The following is a 21,901-nucleotide window of genomic DNA, read 5'->3' as shown; positions in this document are numbered from 1 at the left end:
CCGCGGCGGTCTGCGGCCGCCCAAAGATCAGTCACCCAGCCGAACCACGGAGTTGTTCAGATGAATCGTCTCGTCATCGCTTCCGCCGCTCTGGCTGTGGCCGGCCTGCTCACCACCGGCTGCGGTGGACAGGCGTCGGGCAGCGGCCACGGTCAGCAGGCCGGCGGCACCCATGGCATGTCCTCGACGGCGTCGCCGTCCGCCCCTCCCACCAGCGGCGCCACCGGCACTACGGTGGCGGACCATAACGAGCAGGACGTGATGTTCGCCCAGATGATGATCCCTCATCATCGGCAGGCGATCGACATGGCCAAGCTCGCCGACTCGCGGGCCTCCAGCCCTGACGTCAAGCAGTTGGCCGAGCAGATCGAGGCCGCCCAGGAGCCCGAGATCACCACCATGAGCGGTTGGCTGACCGCCTGGAACATGAAGGTCCCGGATGACGACATGTCCTCAATGGGGCACGGCACGGAGGGCATGATGTCGGCCGACGACATGAAGGAGCTCGAAGACCTGTCGGGCAGCGCCTTCGACAAGGCATTCCTCACGATGATGATCGAGCATCACGAGGGAGCGGTCGCCATGGCCGAGAAGGAGCGGGATTCCGGGGCCTACGCACCTGCCAGAGAGCTGGCCGCCACCATCGTGACGAGCCAGACGGCGGAGATCGGCACCATGAAGCAGATGCTTCAGTCCAAGTAGCACACACGTCCTGGGGCGCATCCAGGATGCGCCCTAGGACGCTTCCCGACGTACGCGGAAGCGCTCAGGTTCCGGCGGCTCGGAGGCGGTGCGCCTCGTTGATGGCCATGTCACCGAACGCCAGGACGTCACGGCGCCGGGACAGCGGGGACCGGTACAGCGAGCGGCCCGGCTCACCGCGGCGCACGCGCGCCGCCTCGGCCACCACCCGGTGCCACCGCTCGGGGAACGCCTCGATCGCATGGGCCGTGGCACCGGTCTTGGAGATGATGCGGCCGGTGGCGATCGTGTGATGCATGCGAGAGATCCCGGTCACGACCCACACCACGCTGTAGGGCACGAGCATGGCCATCCCCCAGCGACGGTGAAGCCGGGAGGCGCGCTCCAGCAACCGACGCCAGTAATCGTCCAGGTTGGCGTCGGTCCAGGCGACCAACTCCTCGCGGTCGGCGCGGACCTTGACGTCTCCCGGTTCGGGGCCACGCAAGGCGATGCCGTGATGGGCGAGCGTGTGCCAGGTCACCGGGTCACTTCCCCCGTGTGTGGAACGGAAGCGGTGCTCGTGGACGCTCGCACCCGGACCGCTGCTCGCGGGTGCGCCGGCCAGGTCGTCCCAGGTGATGTAACCGCCATCGAAGTACGGCCTGCGCCGGCGCCGCTTCAGCCGTTCGTGGACTCCTGCCAGAGTGGCGAGCGCGGGGTCGTCCAGCCGGACCGAGGTCACCGCCACGAAGTCGACATCGCTGACTCGCGGCCGGAAGTCGCCCAGCGCCACCGACCCGACCAGGTACAGCCCTTCCACCAGCCCGGGGGCCTGCGCGTCGACATCCTCCAGGTAGGCGCCGACCGTATCGGCGACGAGAGGGTCCAGGGATTGATGCAGCATACGCCGCAAACTACTCCGGACGACCCGGACGGCGGAGGCGCTTCAGCATGAGCGCGCCGACCGCGACGATCACGCGGGAGCCGGACATCGACAGCGCCGTGCTCCCGGGCCGGAGCGTCAGGCCGAAGTCGCCCCCCTGCCTCAGGGACGGACGGCGCCGAGCAGGCGTCCGCGCCAGTAGTCGTCCAGCGGGACGACCTTGACCACGTCGCCCGTGCGGGGAGCATGGATCATCTTGCCGCTGCCGACGTACATGCCCATGTGGCCGAGCCCCCGGCTGAACAGCAGATCACCCGGCTGGAGCGCGTCCAGGGAGACGCGGCGACTCGCACCCCAGGACCACTGGGTGTAGGTGGTGCGGGGCAGGCTCACCCCCGCCTTCGCCCACGACGCCTGGGTGAGGCCCGAGCAGTCATAGGAGCCGGGGCCGGTGGCGCCCCACCGGTAGGGCTTGCCGATCTGGGCGAAGGCGAACTGCAGGGCCACACGGGCGTTGCCGGAGGCGGGGCCGGTGTACTTGACCCCTGTGCTGTTGGGGTCGCCGGCGTTGAACCGGTTGAGGCGGCGCAGCAGACGTTCCTGCTCGCCGACGAGTTTCTCGACCTTCTCGCGCTCGTCGCGAACCTCTTCCAGGACGTCACCGGCCTCGTCGAAGGCCGCCTTGGCCTTGGTGCGCTTGTCGCGCAACCCCCGGTTCGCCACGTCGAACTCGCGCAGAACGCGGTCGCGCCCGGCGGCGATCTGGTTGCCTGCCGCCAGCCCGGACAGCATCGCCGCCGGATCCCGCTGGTCGGTGAACCCCAGCCAGAGCAGTGTGTCACCGGACTGGTAGGTGCCCACGGCGGTCGCCACCAGGTTCTCGCGCAGCTCCGCCACCCTGGTCAGTTCTGTTCTGAGCTGCGCGTTGAGCTGGTCGTACTTCTTCTTCGACGCCTTGTACCTCTCCGCCGCGGTGTTGTACCGCTCGACCATCTGGTCGGCCTTGTCCTCCAGCTTGGCCAGTCTCGCCTCGGCCTGGGCCACCGTCGGACGCGGCTCGGCGACCGCGCTTCCCTGCCCGAGCAGGACCGCCATCATGACGGCGGTCACCGACACGGCGCTCCGTCTCACGCGGCGCACGACCAAAGCAGCACCATCCCTGTATTGCTCTCGCTTTACCGAACCTGCCGCGCGATCCTACTAAGGTACGTAGGGGTCGCAGCAGCAACTACGAACATTGAGCACCGTCGCCGCAGGTCAGATTCGCCACATGGGCGGGTCGGCCCGCTAATGTGGCTCGTATCTGCGACCTCACCGTGACCGCGCACAGACCTGTGGCCGTCTACGAGGGTCGATAGCATTGGCCGGACGGCACACGGGAGAGGTTGGCTGATGGTGCGGGGCCTTGGAGACCTTGAGTCGGTGGTGATGGACCGCATGTGGTCCTACCGGCGACCGGCGTCGGTCAGGGACGTGCTCGAAGACCTCCAGCAGGAACGGCAGATCGCCTACACGACCGTGATGACCGTGATGGACAACCTGCACAAAAAGGGCCTGCTCCGCCGTAAGCAGGTCAGCCGGGCGTACGTCTATGAGGCGGTCGCCAGCAAGGAGGCCTACACCGCCGAGCTGATGCGCACGACGCTTGCCAACGGTGGCAATCAGGCCGCCACGCTGGTGCACTTCCTGGAGCGGCTGAGCCCTGAGGAGGCGGACGCGCTGGAGGCCGCGCTCAAGGTGTACCCACCCAAAGGCAGTCGTCCGTGATCGTCGCGATGGTCCTGGGCCTGTACGCCCTGCTCGGGGCGGTGACCCTGCCGCGGTTGCTGGGCCGTGGCAACTGGGCCGAGCGGGCACCGCGTCTCGCCATCGCGATGTGGCACGCGGCATGCGTCTCGGTGCTCACGTCCGCCGTCCTCGCCATACTGGCCGCCGCCATACCGGCCTCCGTGGTCGGGCACGGCATCGCCGACCTCTTCGAGGTCTGCGCCGCACTCCTGTCTCACGGAGCCTCCGTCACTCCCACGGAATTGATGATCGTCGCCGCATCGGGTGGTCTGGTCGGGGGCCGTCTGGCGTACTGCGCCGCGGCCGTGCTGCTGAGGACCCGCCGCGAGCGGCACGAGCACACGGAGATGCTGTGCCTGCTCGGCAAGCACGACAGGGCATTGGGAGCGGTCGTGCTCGACCACGTCGAGCCGATCGCCTACTGCCTGCCGGGTGGAGAAGGTAAGACGGTCATCACGACAGGAGCGTTGCGATCCCTGCCGCCGGAGGAGTTGGCGGCCGTTCTGGCCCACGAGCGGGCTCATCTACGTGGCCGGCATGACCTCGTGGTGGCGGCCGGGGAGATCCTTTCGCGGGCTTTCCCGTGCGTGCCGCTGTTCCGGCACGCCAGCAGTGAAGTCGCCCGGCTGATCGAGCTCCGGGCGGACGACGTGGCCGCCCGCCGCCACGCGCGCATCCACATCGCCAGTGCACTGGTACGACTCGCGACGGGGCGGGTGCCCGCCTTCTCCATGGGCATGGGCGGCGACACCGCGTTGACCCGCGTGCGCCGCATGCTGGGCCCGGAGAACCCGCTCAACCGGCACGAGCGATTCGCCACCGTGACCGCCGTGAGCCTGCTCCTCGCCGGCCCCGCCGCCGTGGCGCTGATACCAGGCGTGAGCGCCTTCCTGGCCCACCACTGTCACGAGCTCCTCAGCCTGTAGGCACGCATCCCGGTCACAGGGTCCCCGCACAGCATGTGATCGAGATGGCAGGGCAGTCCTGCCGGCATCAAGCAGCTCGAATGAATGCGCTCCGGGACTGCCCGCCGGTTCACTACGCTTCGCACGGCCGCCGGACGTCAGTCCTCGCCCACCACGGTGAGGTCGTCGCCGAGCGCGGCGGCGATCTCGGCGGCACGTGAGTGATCGTCCAGCCGCCGCGTCAGATAAGCGCAGGCATGGTGGTGCTTGAGCGACCACCAGGCCGCCGAGCCGCCGATGCCCCCCTTGGCGATTTTCCCGCGGTCGCGGACGAAGCCCAACGTCCAGGTGATCTTCGTACCGAAGACCTCGTCGAAGCCGGTGACCTGGGAAGCGAGGAGCTCGGCGTGCAACTCCCGGCCCAGCAGGGCGCGTACAGGCCCTTCCTCGTCGGTCAGACGGGAGAAGAACGCAGCGATCGAAGTCGCGCTCGCGTGCAGGTTCACCGCGCCGAAGACCGCCTGCCGCCAGGCCGTGGAGTTCGCCCGGGCGATGTCGAGGGTGCCGGCCGGGATCTGCAACCACGGCGCCGCGTGGAGGCTGTTCGGCCAGTCGGGGGCGGCGTACTCCAGATCGGCGACACGGTCCAACGCGTGATCGGGTACCCCGAACCAGGCGTCCGATTCCAGCGCGGGCCGCACCACCTGGTCGTACATCTCCCCCAGCGTGGTGCCGGCCGCCGCACGCAGAACGCCGTCGACCAGGTGCCCACAGGTCAGCGCATGCTCCCCCAGCGAGGTCCCGGGAATGTACTCCGGCGCCGCCCCCGCCAGGCTCTCCCGCAACCCGGCGTCGTCCAGCAGGTCCAGCCTCGCGGCCTCGGCAGGGAAACGCGGCTGCCCCGCGCGGTGAGTGAGCACCTGCCGCAACGTGGTCCGCTCCTTGCCCTGCACCCCGTACGCCGGCCAGTACCGGGCGACCGGCTCGTCGAGCGTCAGCGCACCATCCCGCACCGCCACCAAGGCGGCGATCGTCACGAACGTCTTCGACAACGAGTAGGGCTGCACGAGAGTGTCGGCACGCCACGGGCGACTCCGCCCGGCATCGGCCCACCCGCCACTCAGCCGCACAACCTCGCGGCCCGCCCGCCAGACCGAGACCCCCGCTCCCGTTTCACGCCCCTCGTCGACCAGCTTCTGGAAGACTTGACGCACCCCGTCGTACCCGTCCGCGACGAACCCCTCGACCTTCATCGCCTCCACCACCCCGGCACGAGCGGCACCTGGTTCACCTCATCCCCGTTCGAACGCACACGTACTTTCGACACCGCTGTCGTTCGATGTCTACACCCTACCCCCCTACCGTACAGTGGTCGGGGGAAGACCCTTCTCGTTGATGCCGTTCTCGTAGGCGAAGATCACGGCCTGGATGCGGTCGCGGAGGCCGAGTTTCATCAGGACGTGTTTGACGTGGGTCCTGACGGTGGACTCCTCGACGACCAGTGCTGCGGCGATCTCGCGGTTGGACAGGCCGCGGGCGACCAGGGCGAGGGTCTCGCGTTCTCGTGGGGTCAGGGTGTCCAGTCCGGTCTGGCCGGTCAGGTCGGGGGCGGGCTGTCGTGCCATGCGGTCGATCACGCGGCGGGTGACCGAGGGGGACAGCAGGGCGTCGCCGGCGGCGACCAGGTGCACCGCGGCGATGAGTTCCTCGGGGCGGGTGCGCTTGAGCAGGAAACCGGAGGCGCCGGCACGCAGCGCGCCGAAGATGTAGTCGTCCTGCTCGAACGTGGTGAGCACCAGGACGCGGACCTCCGGGGCGGTGCGGGAGAGCTCCCTGGTGGCGCCGATGCCGTCCAGACCGGGCATCCGCACGTCCATCAGCACGAGGTCGGGTGACAGGCGGCAGGCCCGGTCGACGGCTTCCCGGCCGGTCGCGGCCTCCCCGGCGATCTCGATGGCGGGATCGGCGGTGAGGAGCTCGATGAGCCCGGCGCGCATCAGGTGGTCGTCGTCCGCGATCAGCACTCGGGGCATGGGCGGTCATCTCCGTAAGGGACGCGGGCGTGGACGCGGTACGTCGCGCCGTCACGCCCGGCGTCGAGGCTGCCCCCGATCAGGGTGACACGTTCGCGCATCCCGATCAGGCCGTGGCCTCCGCCTGAGCGCGAGAGGCCGGGCCCGTGCACGGGGTTGACGACGGTGATCTCGAGCGCGGCGCCGGTGAAATGGAGCCCGGCCCGTGCGCCCCCGGTGCCGTGGCGGGCCGCGTTGCGCAGCGCTTCCTGCAGGATCCTGTAGGCGGCCTGGTCGGCGGCGCCGCTGAGGGACCGCCGCGGGCCGGTGACGTCGAGCAGGACCTCCAGCCCGGTGGCACGGTGCTGGGCGATCAGAGTGTCGAGTGAGGCCAGCCCGGCCGGGGGCTGCACGTCCTCGTCCGCGGGCTCGCGCAGCGTGCCGATGATCTGGTCGATGTCCCGCACGGTGCGCCGGGCCAGTTCCTCGATGTCGCGCAGCGTGGCCAGTGCACGGTCCGGGTCGCGCCGCAGCCGCGCCGCTCCGGCCCGGACGGCGATCAGGCTGACGGCGTGACCGGCCGAGTCGTGCAGGTCGCGGGCGATGCGGGCGCGTTCCTCTGCGACGGCGAGCCGCCGGTCACGTTCGGCTTCCCGCTCGGCGTGCCGTGCGCGTCTGCGCAGGTCGGCGATCTGCTCACGGCGCAGGCGGGTCCGCTCCCCCGCGGACCAGGCCAGTGCCCAGGGCAGCCCGGTGTGCAGGAGCTCGTAAGCGGGGAAGGTCCGCTGCGCCACGGCGGTGGCCCCCAGGTAGGCCACCAGCATGCCCGTCACCACGGCCGACCCCGGCCGCGTCCACGCGGTGGGGCGGTCGCGGCCGGTGGCGAGGAGGTACAGCGCCACCATCGGCCCCGGCATCAGGTCGGCCCGGTAGTCCAGGCCCGCCAGCGTGGTGATCGCCGCCGCGGTCACCACGAACACCGCGAGCGGGAAGCGCCGCCAGGCCGGCAGGGGGGCGGCGGAGCACAGCACGAGGACCACGCCGAGGACGTCGGGCGGGCGCAGTCCCGGGCGGAAAGGGATCGGGCCACCGTGCGTGAGCAGCGACAACGAGACCGCGAGCACGACCGCCACGACGGCGAGGTCCGGCAACGCACGCGGCAGGGACCGGAGGGCGAAAAGCCGGGGGGCTGGGGCCGTCGATGACATGACACGGCAAGCGTAAGTCCGCGGGTGCCCGCCGGTCGTCGCCCTGGCGGAGGATCCTCCTCCACACGTTGGGGAGGCGGTTGTTCCCCCCAGGGGGCGTTTCGCCGCCGTCCACGGACCCGCGACGCTGGGCGGCGTCCGATCGCCACCCCGGGAAAGTGCAGGAACATGACCGATCCGTCCCACCGGCCAGGGCCGTACGGAGACGACGCCCGCGTGCCCCGCTGGGTGAAGGTGACCGGCGTCGTCGTGGCCGTCGCCGTCGTGCTGGCGGTCGCGATGATGCTCACCGGCGGCCTCGGCGGGCACGGGCCCAGCCGCCACGGAGGCATGGGCGCCACGCCGCCCGTCACCGCGCAAGCGCACACGCCGCCCGCGGCCGGGCACCGATGACCAGGTCGTCGGACCCCCTTCCTGTCGAACCCGGCTCTGGAGGTGGAACCGTGGATTTCGCGATACGGGTCGGCGACGTCGTCAAGACGTATCCGCTGGCCGCGGGCGAGGTCGTCGCCCTTGATCACATCAGTCTGGACATCCCCCGCGGCGAGTTCGCGGCGGTGGTGGGACGGTCGGGCAGCGGGAAGACGACGCTGCTGAACCTGCTCGCCGGGATCGACCGGGCCACGTCGGGGACCGTGCACGTCGCGGGGGCGGACCTCGGCGGGCTCTCGGAGTCGGGGCTGGCCGCCTGGCGTGGGGAGCACGTCGGGCTGGTGTTCCAGTTCTTCCAGTTGCTGCCGACGCTGACCGTGGCGGAGAACGTCATGCTTGCGATGGACTTCGCCGGGAAGGTCCCGTCCGCCGGGCGCCGGGACCGGGCACTGGAACTGCTGGCTCGGGTCGGCATCCAGGACCAGGCCGGCAAACTGCCCGCCACGCTGTCGGGCGGCCAGCAGCAGCGAGCGGCGATCGCGCGGGCGCTGGCCAACGACCCGCCGTTGCTGCTGGCCGACGAGCCGACCGGCAACCTGGACTCCGCCACGGCCGACGCCGTCCTGACGCTGTTCGCCGACCTCAACGCCGAAGGACGCACCATCGTGGTGGTCACCCACGAACGGGACATCAGGTCGATCGTCCGGCGGGAGATCACCCTGGTGGACGGTCGCGTGGTCAGCGACGCGGGCGTCTCGGAGCTGTCGTCGTGAGCGCGCTGCTGGCCGTCAAGCTGATCCGTGACCTGCGGGCGAGCTGGTCGCGGTTCGTCCTGATGACGATCGCGATCGCGGTGTGCCTCACCGCGTTCGGCGGGGTGCTGTTCGCCTGGGCCGCCGGCGGGCGGGAGACCGGCGGCGCGTACCAGAGCACCGGGCCGGCCTCGGCGACCATCCTGCTCGACCGCCCGGTGGACGCCGCGCGGATGGCCGCCGTGCTGGCAGGACTGCGTACCCGGCCCGGCGTGCTGGAGGCGACCGGCCGCACCCAGTTCAGCAGCGACGTCCAGGTCAACGGCCGCCCCCGGGCGGTGCCGCTGCAGGTGTTCGCGGCGGCACCGGACGACCCGATGCGGATGGCGACGTTCCGGGTCAACGACACCACCTGGCCGCCCGCACCCGGCGAGATCCTCATCGGACGCGACGCGCTCGGCCTGCTGGACGTCAGGACCGGCGACGTGGTGACCATCGAGGCGCCGGGAGGCGGCCCGGTGCGGCTGCGGGTGGCCGGCACCGTGGACGACCCCAGCCTGTCGCCGTCCCCGCAGGAGCAGACCGGCCACGCCTACCTGTCCACGGCGGCGCTCCCGGGGCGGCAGATCGGCATGGACCAGGTGAAGATCCAGGTCGCCGGACCAGGTCAGGCGGTACCCAGCCGCGACCGCGACACCATCGTGGCCGTCGCCGGGGAGGTGGGCAGGTGGCTGCGCGACCGGCACGGACTCACGATCCGCGAGATCCAGGTGCCCACCCCCTACGCCCACCCGCACCAGTGGCAGGCCGACACGCTGCTGCTGGCGCTGCTCGCCGGCGGGGCGGCCGCGCTGCTGCTCAGCAGCATCCTGGTCGCCACCATCCTCGACACCATCTTCACCCGGCAGATCCCGCAGATCGGCATCATGAAGGCCGTCGGCGCGCGCTCCGGGGTCGTCGCCCGCTTCTACCTGGCGATGACGCTGCTCATCGCGGTCGCCGCGACCCTGGTGGCACTGCCGCTCGCCGTGCTGCTCGGCCGCGTCACCACCAGGACCTTCCTGGGCTTCCTCGGCATCGAACCCCTCAGCCTGGCCGCGCCGTGGTGGACCTACCCGATCGTGCTCACCGCCGGGCTCGTCCTGCCGCCGCTGATGGCCCTGCTCCCGGTGGCCAAAGCCGCCCGCACGACGGTACGCGCGGCGATCGACCACCACGGCACCGCCGCCACACCCGGCACGACCGGCCTGCTGACCCGGCTCACCGCAGGGGGCCGCCTGAACCGCGGGCTGGTGCTCGCCCTGCGCAACACCGTCCGGCGTCCCACCCGGTTCTGGCTCTCGGCCGGGCTGATGGGTGCCGCGGGCATGGTGTTCGTCGCCGGGATGTCGCTGACGTCCGGCACCCAGGCCATCGCGGACGAACAGAAGCGGCGACGCACCTGGGACGTCGACGTCAACCTGGCCGCGCCGGCCTCCCCCGGCGAGGCGCTCGCCGCGGTGGCACGAGTGCCGGGAGTCCAGCGGGCCGACGCCTTCGGCGTCATGCCGACCAGTGTCGCCGCGGTGGGACAGATCCCCGTCACCCGTACCTACCCCGACCAGGGGCACGGCCGCATCGCGGTGATCGCCCTGCCCGCCGGCGCCACGTCGTTCACCACACCACCGCTCCTGGAAGGCCGCTGGCTGAACCCCGGCGAGACCGGGGCGATCGTCCTCAACCAGGTCATCCGCCGCAACGCCCTTCCCGGTGTCCGCGCCGGAGACCAGGTACAACTCCTCCTCGACGGCAAGCCCACGACCTGGCGTGTCGTGGGCCTCGCCCAGGAACGGGAAGGCGGCGGCCTGTACACCACAGCGGACGGCCTCGCCGCAGCCCTCGGCCGGCCCGCCCAGGTGAACCAACTGCGCGTCACCACCACCCGCCACGACGAACCGGCCCGTGACGCGATCGCCGCGGCCGTACGCGCCGGCCTCACCGGCACGGGCATCGCCGTGAGATCCGCAGCGTCCGTCACACGCGGCGACGCCGTCACCGCCGGTCACCTGGGCCCGGTCATCCTGATCCTGCTCGGTGTCGCCCTGCCCCTGGGCGTGGTCGGCGTCATCGGCCTCGCCGGCACCATGAGCGCCAACGTCCTCGACCGCATCCGGGAATTCGGCGTCATGCACGCGATCGGCGCCGGCCCCAGAACCGTCCGCCGCATCGTCGTCACCGAAGGCATCCTGCTCGCCCTCGCCAGCTGCCTCCTCGCGACCCTCCCCGCCCTGGCCCTGACCGCCGTCCTCGGCGCAGGTCTCGGCGACCTCTTCTTCGCCGCACCCCTCCCCTACCGCATCTCCCTGCCCGGCACTTTCCTCTGGCTCCTCCTGGCCCTCCTCGGCGCGGCCCTGGCCACCGAAGCCGCCGCCACCCGCGCCGCCAGACTCACCGTCCGCGAAGCACTCACCTACCTGTGAACCTTCGTCAATCGCCGCGCCCCCCGGCGTGCTCGCCGTCGGTTCGGTCCGGCTGCGCTGGATCGGCCGCAACCCGCGTGCCGAGGTCGATCTCATGGTGGACCACGACCCCGGCATGAGATTCCAGTGTCGCGACTCCACGAAATTCGCCGCACATCAGCCTCCACCGATCGCTGAGCGGCTCACCTAGCTGTATCGACCCGCAGGGTTGTCATAGCCGGTACATGCGAGGGTGGCCCTGACTGCAGAGGGACCCTCGCCGAGGCTGGTCAGGCGCCTCGGCGAGGGTTCCGGAAGGTGCGCGCTGGTGTTATCCGGGCATCCTGCGGTTCAGGTCAGACACGCGTCCACTTCTGGTTGGAGTCGCCGGTGCAGGACCAGATGTGCACCCTGGTTCCGTTGGCCGTGCCTGCGCCTGAGACGTCCAGGCACTTGTTCGCGCCCACGGCGGTGATGCTGCCGTCGGCGTTGAAGCGCCACTTCTGGTTGTTCTGGCCGTTGCAGTCCCAGATGAGCACCGCGGTGCCGTCGGCCGTGCCGGCCCCGTTGACGTCCAGGCACTTGTTGCCGTAGACGCGTAGCTCGCCGGCGCTGGTGGAGGTCCACTGCTGGTTGACGCCGCCGTGGCAGTCCCAGATGTGCACCAACGCGCCGTTCGCCTGGGAAACGCCGCTGACGTCCAGGCATCGGTTCGACCCCACACCCCGCAACGCGGTCGTCGCCGGCGGATTACCCGTGGGCGTGCTCGTGGGGGTCGCCGTCGGCGTGGGGTTGGCGCCCCCGAACTGCGAGAAGAAGTTCCACACGACTGGTCCTGTCCAGGATCTCTCGTGGGGGTTGTAGTCGCCGGCGGACCCGTCCCAGGGGCCAGGGGTGTGACCCGCGTCGAACGCGGCCCACGCGACCGGATACCCGGCCCGGCACCCTGAGTAGTAGGTGACGATGTGCGTGAGGCTGCCGTTCGCCGGCTCCGGCGGGTTCTGGGGGGTGCACCCGTTGTTCCTGACGAACCTGTCACGCAGCGACCGGCCCGCGGAAATGTTGACCACCGGGTCCCTGAGGCCGTGCAGCCCGATGTACGCGACCGGGTCGGTCCCGCCGCTGCACCCGCTGAGCTGCGCGCCGGAGTAGACCGCGACCGCGCGGAAGACCGTCCCTCGAGCGCACGCGAGCGCGTAGCTCATGCCGCCGCCGTAGCTGAAGCCCATGGCGAAACGCTGGGAGGTGTCGACGCACAGGTCCGCCTCGATGCGCCGGAGCATGTCGTCGACGAAGGTGACGTCCTCACCCCCGGGGTTGGCCCAGCCGTTGTTGGTGCCCTGAGGCGCGACGAAGATCGCGCCGCTGTTCGACAGCGCCCTCTGCCCGTAGTAGGACCAAGGGTAACCACTGGATCCGCCTGAGTCGACGTCGTTGGCGGTGCCGCCGTTCCAGTGGAATCCGAAGAACAACCGGTACGGGGTGGTGTTGTGGTAATTATCCGGGAGTCTCAGGATGAAGGTACGGTTCCTGCCATTGCTCTGAATCGTCTGCGAGCCGCTTCTCAGCGTCGGGGTCTTGCCGCATCCCGCCGTCGGTGCGGCCGCGGCACTGCTACCCGTGGTCGAGGCGGTTCCGCCGAGCGCCGTGTGGGCCGTGGCTGAGACGAGAAGTAACGCAGCCGCGACTGCTCCAAACAAGGACTTATGCCGTGACATCACTTGGTTTCTCTGCCTTTCAGATATCGGCATACGTTGGTAGGGGAAACCATTTCTCCTCATCAGGGGCGCCTGGTCTGCCGGCATACTGGCTTCTTGTCGGGTGAACACAGGTCAATGCGGCGGCGTCGCGCTGTGCCGGTCGAGCCTGGACCGCCGGCGCTTGGCTCAGCGAGCTGGGCGGGTGTAGCGCCGACCTGGCGGAGGATGCCGAGTACCTCCTCTCTTCGGGGTCGCCGGAGGTAGCGGGTGCAGGGGAGCAAATACGAAGCGGTGCGACCTCGTCAAGGAGCGAAGGTCATCTCTGGCAGTGTGCAGCGAATCGATTCGACCGTCGCTGTTCGTGACCAGGGAACCGGTCGCGGTCGGGCTGCTGCCACGGGATGTAAGTTTCACTTGGTAATGGCGCCGCGGATCAGGGCGTAGGTCGCCGGACCAGACGGATGACCACCTCCGGCAGACGGGTCCGGACGGCGGGTGAGACTGGTCGAATGGTTTCGACGATAAGGTCAGAAGCGGTTCACTGCGACTTCCGCGCCGATCTTTCCGTTCGAATACCTGTCTGCGTGATTTCGCTGTGGATCATTATTGAAGCTCCGATCCATGACGACCGCGCCGCCCCGGGGAACGGGAAAGCTCCTGCTTGTGCGGGCACGATTCATCTCCCGCGAGGCAGATCACTTGAGGCGCACATGGGTGCCCGGTGGCTAGCGCCGGTGCAGCCTGCGCGCCTTGACCTCCTCGGGCCACCCCGGCCTGCCGGCGACCTGTCTGATGGTGGTGGTGATGCCGTAGGGATGCTCACTAAGGTGGTGCGTTCACTCCCGATCCCCCCAGGAAGTGTCACGTGCCCCGTCGTTACCGTTCAGCCGTTCCCGCCCTTCTCATCACGGCTGTGTATGTCGCCGCGCTGACGCTTGCCGTCGTCATCGCGTTGACCGCCGGCGACCTCGGTGCGTTGTGGTACCTGACGCTGTTCACGAAGGTGGAGCAAGGCGTCGCGGTGACGTTGCCGAACGTGCTCGCCCTGGTCACGGCCGGCGTGCTGTGGGCCTGGGCGCTGTGGCAGACCCTTCGTGGGCCGCTGGCAGGGCCGCCACCCGAGCTCGACCGGGACGCGCGGCGGCTGCGGGTGGCGCTGTACGCCGCGACGGCAACCGGGCTGCTTTCCTTACTCGTGCCGTCCTGGCCCTGGTGGACGGCGGTGCCCAACGCTGTGGCGATCGGCGTGGTCATGGTGCTGTTCCGGCCGGTGCTGGGACGCAACCTGGGTCGTGCCGGTCACACGTGGATCGCGGGTGTGCTGGCGTACGGAGGTTACGGAGGTTCCGCCACCGTCGAGGTGCTGGATGTCTTCGGTCGGCGAGTCCCCGACGGACTGGCCCTTGCCTTCGGCCTGGCGGGCCTGGTCTGGACGGTACTGGTCCTGCGAGCGCAGGGGCAGGACGGCCGCTGGCAGCGGGCCACCGTCCTGTACGGCGTCGCGTTCCTGGTGATGCCGTTCGTCCTCATGCTGGTGGGTCCGCTGCTCGCGATCGTGGGGAACGTCTACGTCGACGCCACAGCGGCCACGGGCGCCCTGATACTGATCTGGCTGGCCCGCTCCGCCCACGAACTCGCCGACCCGCACCCTCAGCCGGCCCCGCCCTCACCTCTCCTCGCACAGCCACCGACGTGATGGCGCATGCGCGCAGTTCGGGCGAGTCTGCGACGGCCACCAGGGCAACCGTGAGAGTGGGTCGAGGACGCGACGGAAGGGTAAGCGCGCTGAAGGGGCAGCCGAGCACATGATTGATCAGCGCCGCCAGGGCCGGCGGTGCTGGTCGCATGAGTGTGAGGCGAGCACGCTGGTCATGGTTGTCCGGTGCGGACGGCGATCGCTTCGATCTCGACCTGGTAGTCGTCGGGAAGCTGCATGTACACCGTCGTGCGTGCCGGGTAGGGGCGTGGCGCCAGTCTGGCGTAGGCGGCGTTCATCTCGGCGAACGCCGCCGGATCGCGCAGGTACACGCGCGTGGACACGATGTCGTCCAGCGTCGCGCCGGCGGCGTCCAGCGCGGCCGCTATGTTCCGGAACACCTGCTCGACCTGCTCGGTCACCGTCCTGCCGACCGGTGTGAAGGTGACCGGATCGACCGCGATCTGGCCGGACACGTGCACCAGGTTGCCGGTGCGCACGGCGGCGGACAGGGGAAACCCGTGGTCGGTCCAGCCGGCGGGGGTGGTGGCCGCCCGTGCCGTCCCCAGCTTCTCGATGTGCGGGTCGTCGGCCGTGAACCGCGGCCAGCCCGGGTCCCCCGACGTGACGAACCGGACCCACGCGGCCTGGATCGCGTCGGTGAGCTCCCGCGCCACCGGGGCCGTCCCGAGCAGGGCTTGCGGGCCACGCAACGACGGGATGCCGGTGGTGCCGAAGACGAAGGGCAGTTCCATGCAGTGTGCCGCCCCGAGCGCGCCGTCGAAGGCGTCGGAGCGCCAGTCGAAGCGGTACCGGAAGGTGCGGCCCCCGGCTCCGGCGTGCGCGACGGCGAGGGCCTCGGTGCCGCGGCCGAACAGGTCCTGTGACATCTGCCGGGCGTCCCGGTCGTGTCGTGCCGTCGGGACGAGATAGAGATTGGCCTCGTCGGCGTTGATGCCGAGGAGCAGGTCGACGTCCCGGCCGTGCCCGGCCGCGACCGCGGCTGCCGGCTGAACCGCCGACACCACCCCGTACGGCCCAAGACCCAGCAGGGGGTCACGGGCGCCGTCCACATCGAGATCCAGGCCGGCCAGGGCCGCGGTGTACGTGACCAAGTCGGCGTCGCTCACCGCGGCGAGCCCGGCCACCGTCGGCGGTACCGCCGCCGCGTCGGCCAAAGCCGCGGTGACCCGGCGGGCCTGGCCGGGAGTCAGCGCGCCCAAGCCGTTGCCGCTCTGCACGATCGCCCGCCGGAACAGCCCGGCGGCCGCCGGCGTGGCGAGCAGTGCCCCGACGACGGTGGCGCCCGCCGACTGCCCCATGAGTGTCACGCGACCAGGGTCACCGCCGAAGGCGCCGATCGCGGACCGTACCCACCGCAGGGCGGCGATCACGTCCAGCAGGCCGCGGTTGTCCGGCGCGTCGTCGAGGTGCAGCCAGCCCGGGGCACCGAGCCGGTAGTTGAGGGTGACGACCACGATGCCGCGGCGGGCCAGCGCCGCGCCGTCGTAGGCCGCGGCGTCGCCCGTGCCGGCGAGGAAGCCACCGCCGTGCACGAAGACCAGAACCGGCAGCCGGCTGCGGGAGTCGGCAGCCGGAGTCCACACGGTGGCGGTGAGGTGATCGCCGGTGTCCGCCGGACGCCAGGGCGCGCCGCTGAAGGCGGTCATGTCCAGCGGGCCGATCCGGTCGCGCGGTGGCGCGGGCGCCTTGGCGGGGAGGATGACCGGATCGCGGACCTGCCGCCACGGCGCCGGGGGGACCGGCGCGGCGAACCGCGCCGCGCCGCGTGGGGTGGCGGTGTGCGGGATGGCGCGGAACACGGCGATCGCGTCGTCCCGGTCGCCGCGGACCCGGCCGTACGGGGTCTCGGCCTCTGGGGCCGGTGCGGTGGGCATCAGTCCTCCTGGAAGCCGGCCCAGCCGCGGACGGCGAAACCGGCGCCGTCCCGGGCGATCTCGACCGCGCCGGCACCGGGGAAGTGGGCCGGCAGGACCAGCGCGGTGTGGTCGGCGGCCCAGGACAGGATCCGCCGTCGCGTGGTGCTTGCCATCCGCTGGTCCTCGTCGAAGCACGAGTGCAGGTCCGGGTGCAGCAGTTGTACGGGCGTGTGCAGCATGTCTCCCACGAAGACGGCGTGGTCGGTGCCGGAGCGCAGGGTCAGCACCGCCGAGCCGGGTGTGTGCCCGGGTTCGACGTCCAGGCGCAGGTCCTCGTCGATGACGTACGAGTCCTCCCACAGCAGGGCCTGGCCGGACTCCAGGATCGGCGTCACGCTGTCCTCGTACATGTTCTGGTTGCCGAACCCGGCGGCGAGCCCGGCGACGACGGCCTTCTTCGGGGTGCCGTTGAGCGGATTCCAGTAGTCCGCGTCGGCTTTGTTGATGAGGTACCGGGCGTTCGGGAAGGTCGGCACCCAGTTGCCGTTGTCCAGCACGGTGTTCCAGCCGACGTGGTCGGCGTGCACGTGCGTGTTGATCACCAGGTCGACGTCACCGGGCCGGACACCGATCGCGGCGAGCCGGTCCAGGAAATCGGTCCGCAGGTAGCTCATGAGCGGGAAGTACGGCCGGTACTTGTCGTTGCCGATGCCGGTGTCGACGAGGATGGTGCGCCCGGCGCTGCGCAGCACCCAGGTGTTCATGGCGGCGCGGTAGAGGTCCTCGTCGGCGTCCCAGAAGTGCGGGTGGAGCCAGTCGCGGTGGCGCTGCCACAGTTGGCGCGTGCTGTCGGGCAGGATGGCCGTGGGCGGCGCGATCGGCCCCTGCCACTCCACCACCCGGCGGATCTCCACGTCGCCGAGCACGACGGCTTGGCCGCCCAGGGATGTCGTCATGATATTCGCGTCCTTCGGAAGTGCTGGATCAGACGGTGGTGACGGCGACCGAGCGTCCGGCCGAGGCGGAGTGCCGGATGGCCTTCCACGGCTGGTACTCCTCCGAGCCGAGGTAGGCCTGGATGGCCTCCGGGGCAACCACGCCGCCGTCCGACTAGGTACCGGTGACTAGTCATGGCAGGGTGAGGCTGCGCACCCGGCTGGAACACGGCCAGGCGGTCGTCAGGGAATCGGGGCGGCCCACGTCTTCGTGGGTGGTCCGCCGGTGCTCAGAGCGCGGCCAGGACGCGGATGCGGTCGGTGATGACGCGGTTGGCGACGTCGGAGGTGAAGGCGATGGATTCGAACTCGTGCGGCACGCCGGGGTGCAGGTGGAACTCCACCGGGACGCCTGACCGGGACAGTCGCAGGGCGTAGGTGAGGGCTTCGTCGCGGAAGATGTCCAGTTGCCCGACCTCGATGTACGCCGGCGGCAGGCCCGTCGGGTCGGCGACCCGGGCGGGTGCCGCGGAGGCCGGGACGTCGGGGCCACCGGCGGCGGCGCCGAGCAGGGCGCCCCAGCCGGTGCGGTTGTCGTCCCACGACCACAGCACGAACGGCGCGAGCTGCGGGTCGGGGGTCAGGGTGCGGTCGTCGAGCATCGGCATGAGCAGGATCTGCCGGGCGATCGCCGGCCCGCCCCGGTCACGGGCGAGAATCGACACGGCCGCGGCGAGCCCGCCGCCGGCGCTGTCGCCGAACACCGCGACCCGGGCCGGGTCGGCGCCGAGCTCGGCGGCGTGCTCGTGCAGCCAGACAAGGCCGGCGTAGGCGTCCTCCACCGGGGCCGGGTGCGGGTGCTCGGGTGCTCGCCGGTAGTCCACCGAGAGGATCGGGGTGCCGGACGCGGACACGTACCGGGCGAGGGAGCCGTCGAACAGGTCGATGTGTCCGAGGATCATGCCGCCGCCGTGGAAGTACACCGCCGCCGGGCCGGGCGTGCCGGTCGAGCCGTGCTTGGCGTACCAGCGAAGCCTGATCGCGGCTCCGTCGGCGGTGACGAGCTTGTGGTCGGTACTGGTGACGTCGGCCGGTCTCGGCTGGGCCTGGTCGGTGTGCGCGATCAGTCCTTCCAGCGCGGCCCGGCGGGTGGCGACGTCGCCGACCGGTGGCGGGGTGGTGCCGGCCATGGCCTCGGCGATCGGGGCGAGCGCCTCGGCGACCTGCGGGTCGAGTGCGAATCCCATGGTGTTCCTCCTATGTGCATGGATGGTGCAGCGGGCAGGGAGAGGAGTCAGAGGCTCAGCGCTCGGCGGCCCGTCGCAGGTGCTCCAGCCAGCTGGTGAGGGAGGCGGTGAGCGCGGAGCGCAGATCGGCGGCGTCGCTGCGGACCGGTGCGCCGTTCCATGACTCCTCGGTGCGCACGAGGGTGGCGTCGTCGTCCGCGTCGAAGGTCCAGTCGTGGATGCCTGTGATGCCGTTCGCCGGGCCTCCCCAGAGGATGCGGCGCGGTGGGTCGACGGCGTAGATGGTCGAGACGATCGAGAGGCCCGCGGTGGCCCAGCGGAAGGTCGTGCCGGCTCGGACGGGTCCGCCGAGGTGGGCCGCGTCGATGTCGGGTTGCCACTGCGGCCAGCCGCCGACGTCGGTGTGCAGTCGCCAGACCCGCTGGATCGGGGCGGCGATGCGGATGCCGGACCGCACCACGACGGCGGCGTGCCGATCGATGTGGGACGGATAGGTCATGGCGGTGGCCGCCTTCAGCCGAGGTCCGAGTCGGGGACCCAGGATCCGTGGATGCCGGCCGGGACCCGGTGCGGCAGCTCGACGACGGCCAGCCGGGCCAGCGTGGAGGCGTCGAGGACGAGCAGCTCGGAGGAGTCGGAGGCCAGGTCGCTGACGATGGTGAGCAGGTATCCGTGGTCGTCCTGCGTGCTGCCCGCCGCCGGGACGAAACAGGGCTCCCCCGGCAGGCGGTCGGCGCCGAGTTCGAAGACCGAGCGACCGCCGGCGTGGTGGTCGTACTTCACCACCGCCCAGTCGGTCCGGCCGCCGCCGGGGAACGCCAGCGCGTAGGAGTGCCGGTTGGGCAGCCCGACGCGCCGGTTGTCGATCGCCGGGAACTCGGTGACCAGGTCGTCGGTGATCTCCTCGGTCGCCTTGCCCGTCGCCGGGTCGAGGGTCCACCGGTAGGCGGTCATCCCGGTGCCGGGCACGGTGGCGTGGCCGGGGGCGCCGACCCACCACTTCCAGGTCGACTCCCACGAGGCGCGGTCGTACCGCGGTCCGTCCAGGACGATCCGGCCGGCGTCGTCGACGTACGCGTTCGTGCTGTGCAGCAACGCGCTGGGCGCCACGTCGAACCACCGCACCCTCGCCGGCCCGGTACGCGGCATGACCCCCAGCCGGGGGGCGTAGTCGTCGCTCCAGCGGTACGGGATGCCCGACTGCTCGGCCGGGTCGAAGACGACCGGCAGGTCGAAGAGGACGACGTGATCGGCCGTGATGGCGAAGTCGTGCATCAGAGACGGGCCGGCACCCTCGATCACGTCCGCGCGGGTGATCGTGCCGTCCGGTGCGGCGGTGTAGTAGACGACGTGCGGTGGGAACGGCGAGTAGCACAGGAAGTGCAGCTCGCCGGTGATCGGGTCTTCCTTGGTGTGTGCCGTCATGGGTGTGCGGAGTCCGCCGTTGAAGTCGAACGGGCCGATCGTCTCCAGCTCGGGCGTGACCTGCCAGGGCAGGTTGACCTCCTGCAGGGCGAGCAACCGCCCGCCGAACTCGATGATGTGGGTCGCGGCGGCGCTCGCGGCGAGGTCCATCGAGCCGTCCGCGCGGAACAGCGGGGCGTCCTCGGTGAACGCGGTGGTGTGCACCCAGCGGTTGCGGTACCAGTCGGCCCGGCCGTCCTTGAGGCGGATGCCGTGGAGCATTCCGCTGCCGCGGAACCAGTGCGTCGGCACGACACCCGGTTTCGGGTTGTGCCCGTTGCGGATGTATCGGCCCGCCAACTCCGGCGGGAGGGCGCCGCGCACGACGAGCCGGGTCGCGGTCCTCTCGTCGGTCACGGGCGTGTAGTGGCCACTGAGGTAGGGCTTGGCCGGTTCGGTCATGGGTGTTCCTTTCTCCGAGGCGTCGCGGGAAGCAGGAGTGGTGCCAGTACGGCCGTGACGGCGGCGAAGACCGCCGCCCCGGCCAGTGCCGCGCCGTAGCCGGCGGCGAGGACGCTCGCGGACGCGCGGGGATCGGCGGACCCGGCCACGGCGGCGACCGTGGTGAGGACGGCGAGCCCGACCCCACCGCCGATCTGCCGGCTCGTGTTGATCAAGCCACCGGCGAGGCCGGCGTCCGCGCCGGGCACGCCGGCGGCGGACAGGCCGGTCAGCAGGACGAACGAGACGCCGAGCCCGGCGCCGATGAGCACCGACGGGGCACCGATCGCGACGAGGAACGTCGCCGGCACCGGAGTCGCGGAGAGCCAGGCCAGGCCCACGGCCACGGTCGTGAGCGCGACGGCCAGCACCGTCCGGACACCCGCCCACCGGACCAGGCGGGGTGCGAGCATCGAGCTGACGGTGATGGTCACGGCGAGGGGCAGCTGGGTGAGGCCGGCGGCGAGCGGGTCGTAGCCGAGGACGTGCTGCTGGTACAGCGGCAGGAAGAAGAACAGCGCCAGCCACGCGGCGCCGAGCAACGCCATGAGCAGGTTCGCCGCGGCGACGGTACCGGTTCTGAGAACGGCCGGTCGCACCAGAGGCGTGTGCGACCGGTGCTGCAGCACGACGAACAGCGCCAGCAGCGCCAGCCCGGCCAGCACCGGCCCCAGCGTCGGCCACGCGGCCCAACCGCGGCCGGCCACCCCCGACAGACCGGAACTCAGGGCCACCAGCCCGCCCGTGACGGTGAGCGCGCCGGCGAGATCGACCCGTCCGCCGTCCGCCGGGTCGGCCGGCACACACCACCGTGCCGCGGCGAGGACCGCCACCGCGATCGGCACCACAGCCAGGAACACCGAACGCCAGCCGGACACCTCGGTCAGCACGCCACCGAGCAGGACGCCGGCGGCGCCACCGGCACCGGAGACCGCGCCCCACAGACCCAACGCCCGACCGCGGGCCGGGCCGGCGGGGAAGATCGTCAGAACCAGGCCGAGGGCGGTGGGCGCGAGCATCGCCGCCGCGACGCCCTGCACCGCCCGGGCCGCGACGAGCATGGCAGGGCCGGCCGCCAGCCCGGCCGCGAGGGATCCGGCCGCGAACACGACCGTGCCGGTGAGGAAGACCGAGCGGCGGCCGAAGACGTCACCCAGCCGCCCTCCGAGCAGGAGCAACGCGCCGAAGGCCAGCACGTACGCGTTGACCACCCAGGCCAGCCCGACCGCCGACAGCCGCAGATCACGGCCGATCGCGGGCAGGGCCACGTTGACGATCGACGTCGCGAGCACCACCAGGAGCTGCGCGGCCGCCAGGACCACCGACGCCGCCCCCGGTGACACGGATCCCGGCGCCGGCTCGCCGGTGTCCGCACCGTCCACGGCAGACGCCGCCCCCATCGCGCCTCCTCCGGCTTGGAGCCGGAAAAGAGGGCTACCGGCGGCCCGACCGGGACGTCCCGGTGCGGTCACCACCCTGCGGCCAACCGTTGCTCA

The 21,901-nt window shown here is 71.1% G+C and carries 19 protein-coding genes; 7 read left to right on the top strand and 12 right to left on the bottom strand.

All coding sequences use genetic code 11. From position 1 onward, the window contains the following. Positions 1-60 precede the first annotated feature (60 nt). Positions 61-702, top strand: a complete 642-nt coding sequence (locus ABGB17_RS09415; protein WP_347627502.1) for a DUF305 domain-containing protein — start codon at positions 61-63, stop codon at positions 700-702. Between the two features lie 64 nt (positions 703-766). Here the strand turns inward: ABGB17_RS09415 and ABGB17_RS09410 are convergent, their stop codons facing one another. Together ABGB17_RS09410 and ABGB17_RS09405 are read right to left on the bottom strand one after the other, a co-directional pair. Then, entirely contained in the window at positions 767-1,588 is an 822-nt protein-coding gene (locus ABGB17_RS09410) for an aminoglycoside adenylyltransferase domain-containing protein (RefSeq protein ID WP_347627500.1), read from the bottom strand. A 141-nt stretch (positions 1,589-1,729) separates the two neighbouring features. Next, positions 1,730-2,677, bottom strand: coding sequence for an NlpC/P60 family protein (locus ABGB17_RS09405; RefSeq protein WP_347627498.1), 948 nt, complete (start codon positions 2,675-2,677; stop codon positions 1,730-1,732). 282 nt (positions 2,678-2,959) lie between these two features. Here ABGB17_RS09405 and ABGB17_RS09400 point away from each other — a divergent pair, with 282 nt between their 5' ends. Next, the gene (locus tag ABGB17_RS09400; RefSeq protein ID WP_347627496.1) at positions 2,960-3,334 is read left to right on the top strand and encodes a BlaI/MecI/CopY family transcriptional regulator; all 375 of its coding nucleotides are present in this window, start codon (positions 2,960-2,962) and stop codon (positions 3,332-3,334) included. Then, positions 3,331-4,281, top strand: a complete 951-nt coding sequence (locus ABGB17_RS09395; protein ID WP_347627494.1) for a M56 family metallopeptidase — start codon at positions 3,331-3,333, stop codon at positions 4,279-4,281. The genes ABGB17_RS09400 and ABGB17_RS09395 overlap by 4 nt, the downstream gene beginning before the upstream one ends. A 137-nt stretch (positions 4,282-4,418) precedes the next feature. Here the strand turns inward: ABGB17_RS09395 and ABGB17_RS09390 are convergent, their stop codons facing one another. From ABGB17_RS09390 to ABGB17_RS09380, 3 genes are all read right to left on the bottom strand, one after another. Next, positions 4,419-5,513 carry a serine hydrolase domain-containing protein gene (locus ABGB17_RS09390; protein WP_347627492.1) on the bottom strand — a complete coding sequence of 365 codons (1,095 nt, stop codon included), beginning with the start codon at positions 5,511-5,513 and terminating at the stop codon, positions 4,419-4,421. 105 nt (positions 5,514-5,618) lie between these two features. Then, entirely contained in the window at positions 5,619-6,293 is a 675-nt protein-coding gene (locus tag ABGB17_RS09385) for a response regulator transcription factor (protein ID WP_347627490.1), read from the bottom strand. After that, positions 6,278-7,480 carry a histidine kinase gene (locus ABGB17_RS09380; protein ID WP_347627488.1) on the bottom strand — a complete coding sequence of 401 codons (1,203 nt, stop codon included), beginning with the start codon at positions 7,478-7,480 and terminating at the stop codon, positions 6,278-6,280. Before ABGB17_RS09380 ends, ABGB17_RS09385 begins: the two co-directional genes overlap by 16 nt. 168 nt (positions 7,481-7,648) lie before the next feature. Here ABGB17_RS09380 and ABGB17_RS09375 point away from each other — a divergent pair, with 168 nt between their 5' ends. Genes ABGB17_RS09375 through ABGB17_RS09365 form a run of 3 tightly spaced genes read left to right on the top strand, consistent with a single transcriptional unit; the run spans position 7,649 to position 11,063 of the window. Next, on the top strand, positions 7,649-7,873 hold the full coding sequence (locus ABGB17_RS09375) for a hypothetical protein (RefSeq protein WP_347627486.1): 225 nt from the start codon (positions 7,649-7,651) through the stop codon (positions 7,871-7,873). A 50-nt stretch (positions 7,874-7,923) separates the two neighbouring features. Further along, a complete protein-coding gene (locus ABGB17_RS09370) occupies positions 7,924-8,625 on the top strand; it encodes an ABC transporter ATP-binding protein (protein WP_347627484.1) in 702 nt (233 codons plus the stop codon). Next, positions 8,622-11,063: an ABC transporter permease gene (locus ABGB17_RS09365; RefSeq protein WP_347627482.1), complete on the top strand. Its 2,442-nt coding sequence runs from the start codon at positions 8,622-8,624 to the stop codon at positions 11,061-11,063. Before ABGB17_RS09370 ends, ABGB17_RS09365 begins: the two co-directional genes overlap by 4 nt. A gap of 335 nt (positions 11,064-11,398) precedes the next feature. On the opposite strand, the gene ABGB17_RS09360 is transcribed toward ABGB17_RS09365, so the two are convergent. Next, the gene (locus ABGB17_RS09360; RefSeq protein WP_347627480.1) at positions 11,399-12,514 is read right to left on the bottom strand and encodes a lectin; all 1,116 of its coding nucleotides are present in this window, start codon (positions 12,512-12,514) and stop codon (positions 11,399-11,401) included. A 1,141-nt stretch (positions 12,515-13,655) separates the two neighbouring features. Here ABGB17_RS09360 and ABGB17_RS09355 point away from each other — a divergent pair. Beyond that, positions 13,656-14,438, top strand: a complete 783-nt coding sequence (locus ABGB17_RS09355; protein ID WP_347627478.1) for a hypothetical protein — start codon at positions 13,656-13,658, stop codon at positions 14,436-14,438. Positions 14,439-14,611: 173 nt separating this feature from the next. Here the strand turns inward: ABGB17_RS09355 and ABGB17_RS09350 are convergent, their stop codons facing one another. The 6 genes from ABGB17_RS09350 to ABGB17_RS09325 all read right to left on the bottom strand — a co-directional run bounded on the left by ABGB17_RS09350 (position 14,612) and on the right by ABGB17_RS09325 (position 21,805). Further along, the gene (locus ABGB17_RS09350) at positions 14,612-16,336 is read right to left on the bottom strand and encodes a carboxylesterase family protein (RefSeq protein WP_347627476.1); all 1,725 of its coding nucleotides are present in this window, start codon (positions 16,334-16,336) and stop codon (positions 14,612-14,614) included. Then, the gene (locus tag ABGB17_RS09345) at positions 16,336-17,274 is read right to left on the bottom strand and encodes an MBL fold metallo-hydrolase (RefSeq protein ID WP_347627474.1); all 939 of its coding nucleotides are present in this window, start codon (positions 17,272-17,274) and stop codon (positions 16,336-16,338) included. Before ABGB17_RS09345 ends, ABGB17_RS09350 begins: the two co-directional genes overlap by 1 nt. A 269-nt stretch (positions 17,275-17,543) precedes the next feature. Further along, a complete protein-coding gene (locus ABGB17_RS09340) occupies positions 17,544-18,500 on the bottom strand; it encodes an alpha/beta hydrolase (RefSeq protein ID WP_347627472.1) in 957 nt (318 codons plus the stop codon). 55 nt (positions 18,501-18,555) lie between these two features. Beyond that, positions 18,556-18,999, bottom strand: coding sequence for an SRPBCC family protein (locus tag ABGB17_RS09335; protein ID WP_347627470.1), 444 nt, complete (start codon positions 18,997-18,999; stop codon positions 18,556-18,558). Between the two features lie 14 nt (positions 19,000-19,013). Next, a complete protein-coding gene (locus ABGB17_RS09330) occupies positions 19,014-20,366 on the bottom strand; it encodes a carotenoid oxygenase family protein (RefSeq protein ID WP_347627468.1) in 1,353 nt (450 codons plus the stop codon). Next, positions 20,363-21,805, bottom strand: coding sequence for an MFS transporter (locus tag ABGB17_RS09325; protein WP_347627466.1), 1,443 nt, complete (start codon positions 21,803-21,805; stop codon positions 20,363-20,365). The genes ABGB17_RS09330 and ABGB17_RS09325 overlap by 4 nt, the downstream gene beginning before the upstream one ends. Between the last annotated feature and the right edge of the window lie 96 nt (positions 21,806-21,901).

This window comes from Sphaerisporangium sp. B11E5, assembly GCF_039871875.1.
Taxonomy (GTDB): Bacteria; Actinomycetota; Actinomycetes; order Streptosporangiales; family Streptosporangiaceae; genus Sphaerisporangium.
The sequence above is the reverse complement of the archived record's forward strand: the minus strand, read 5'-3'. Positions and strand labels throughout refer to the sequence as shown.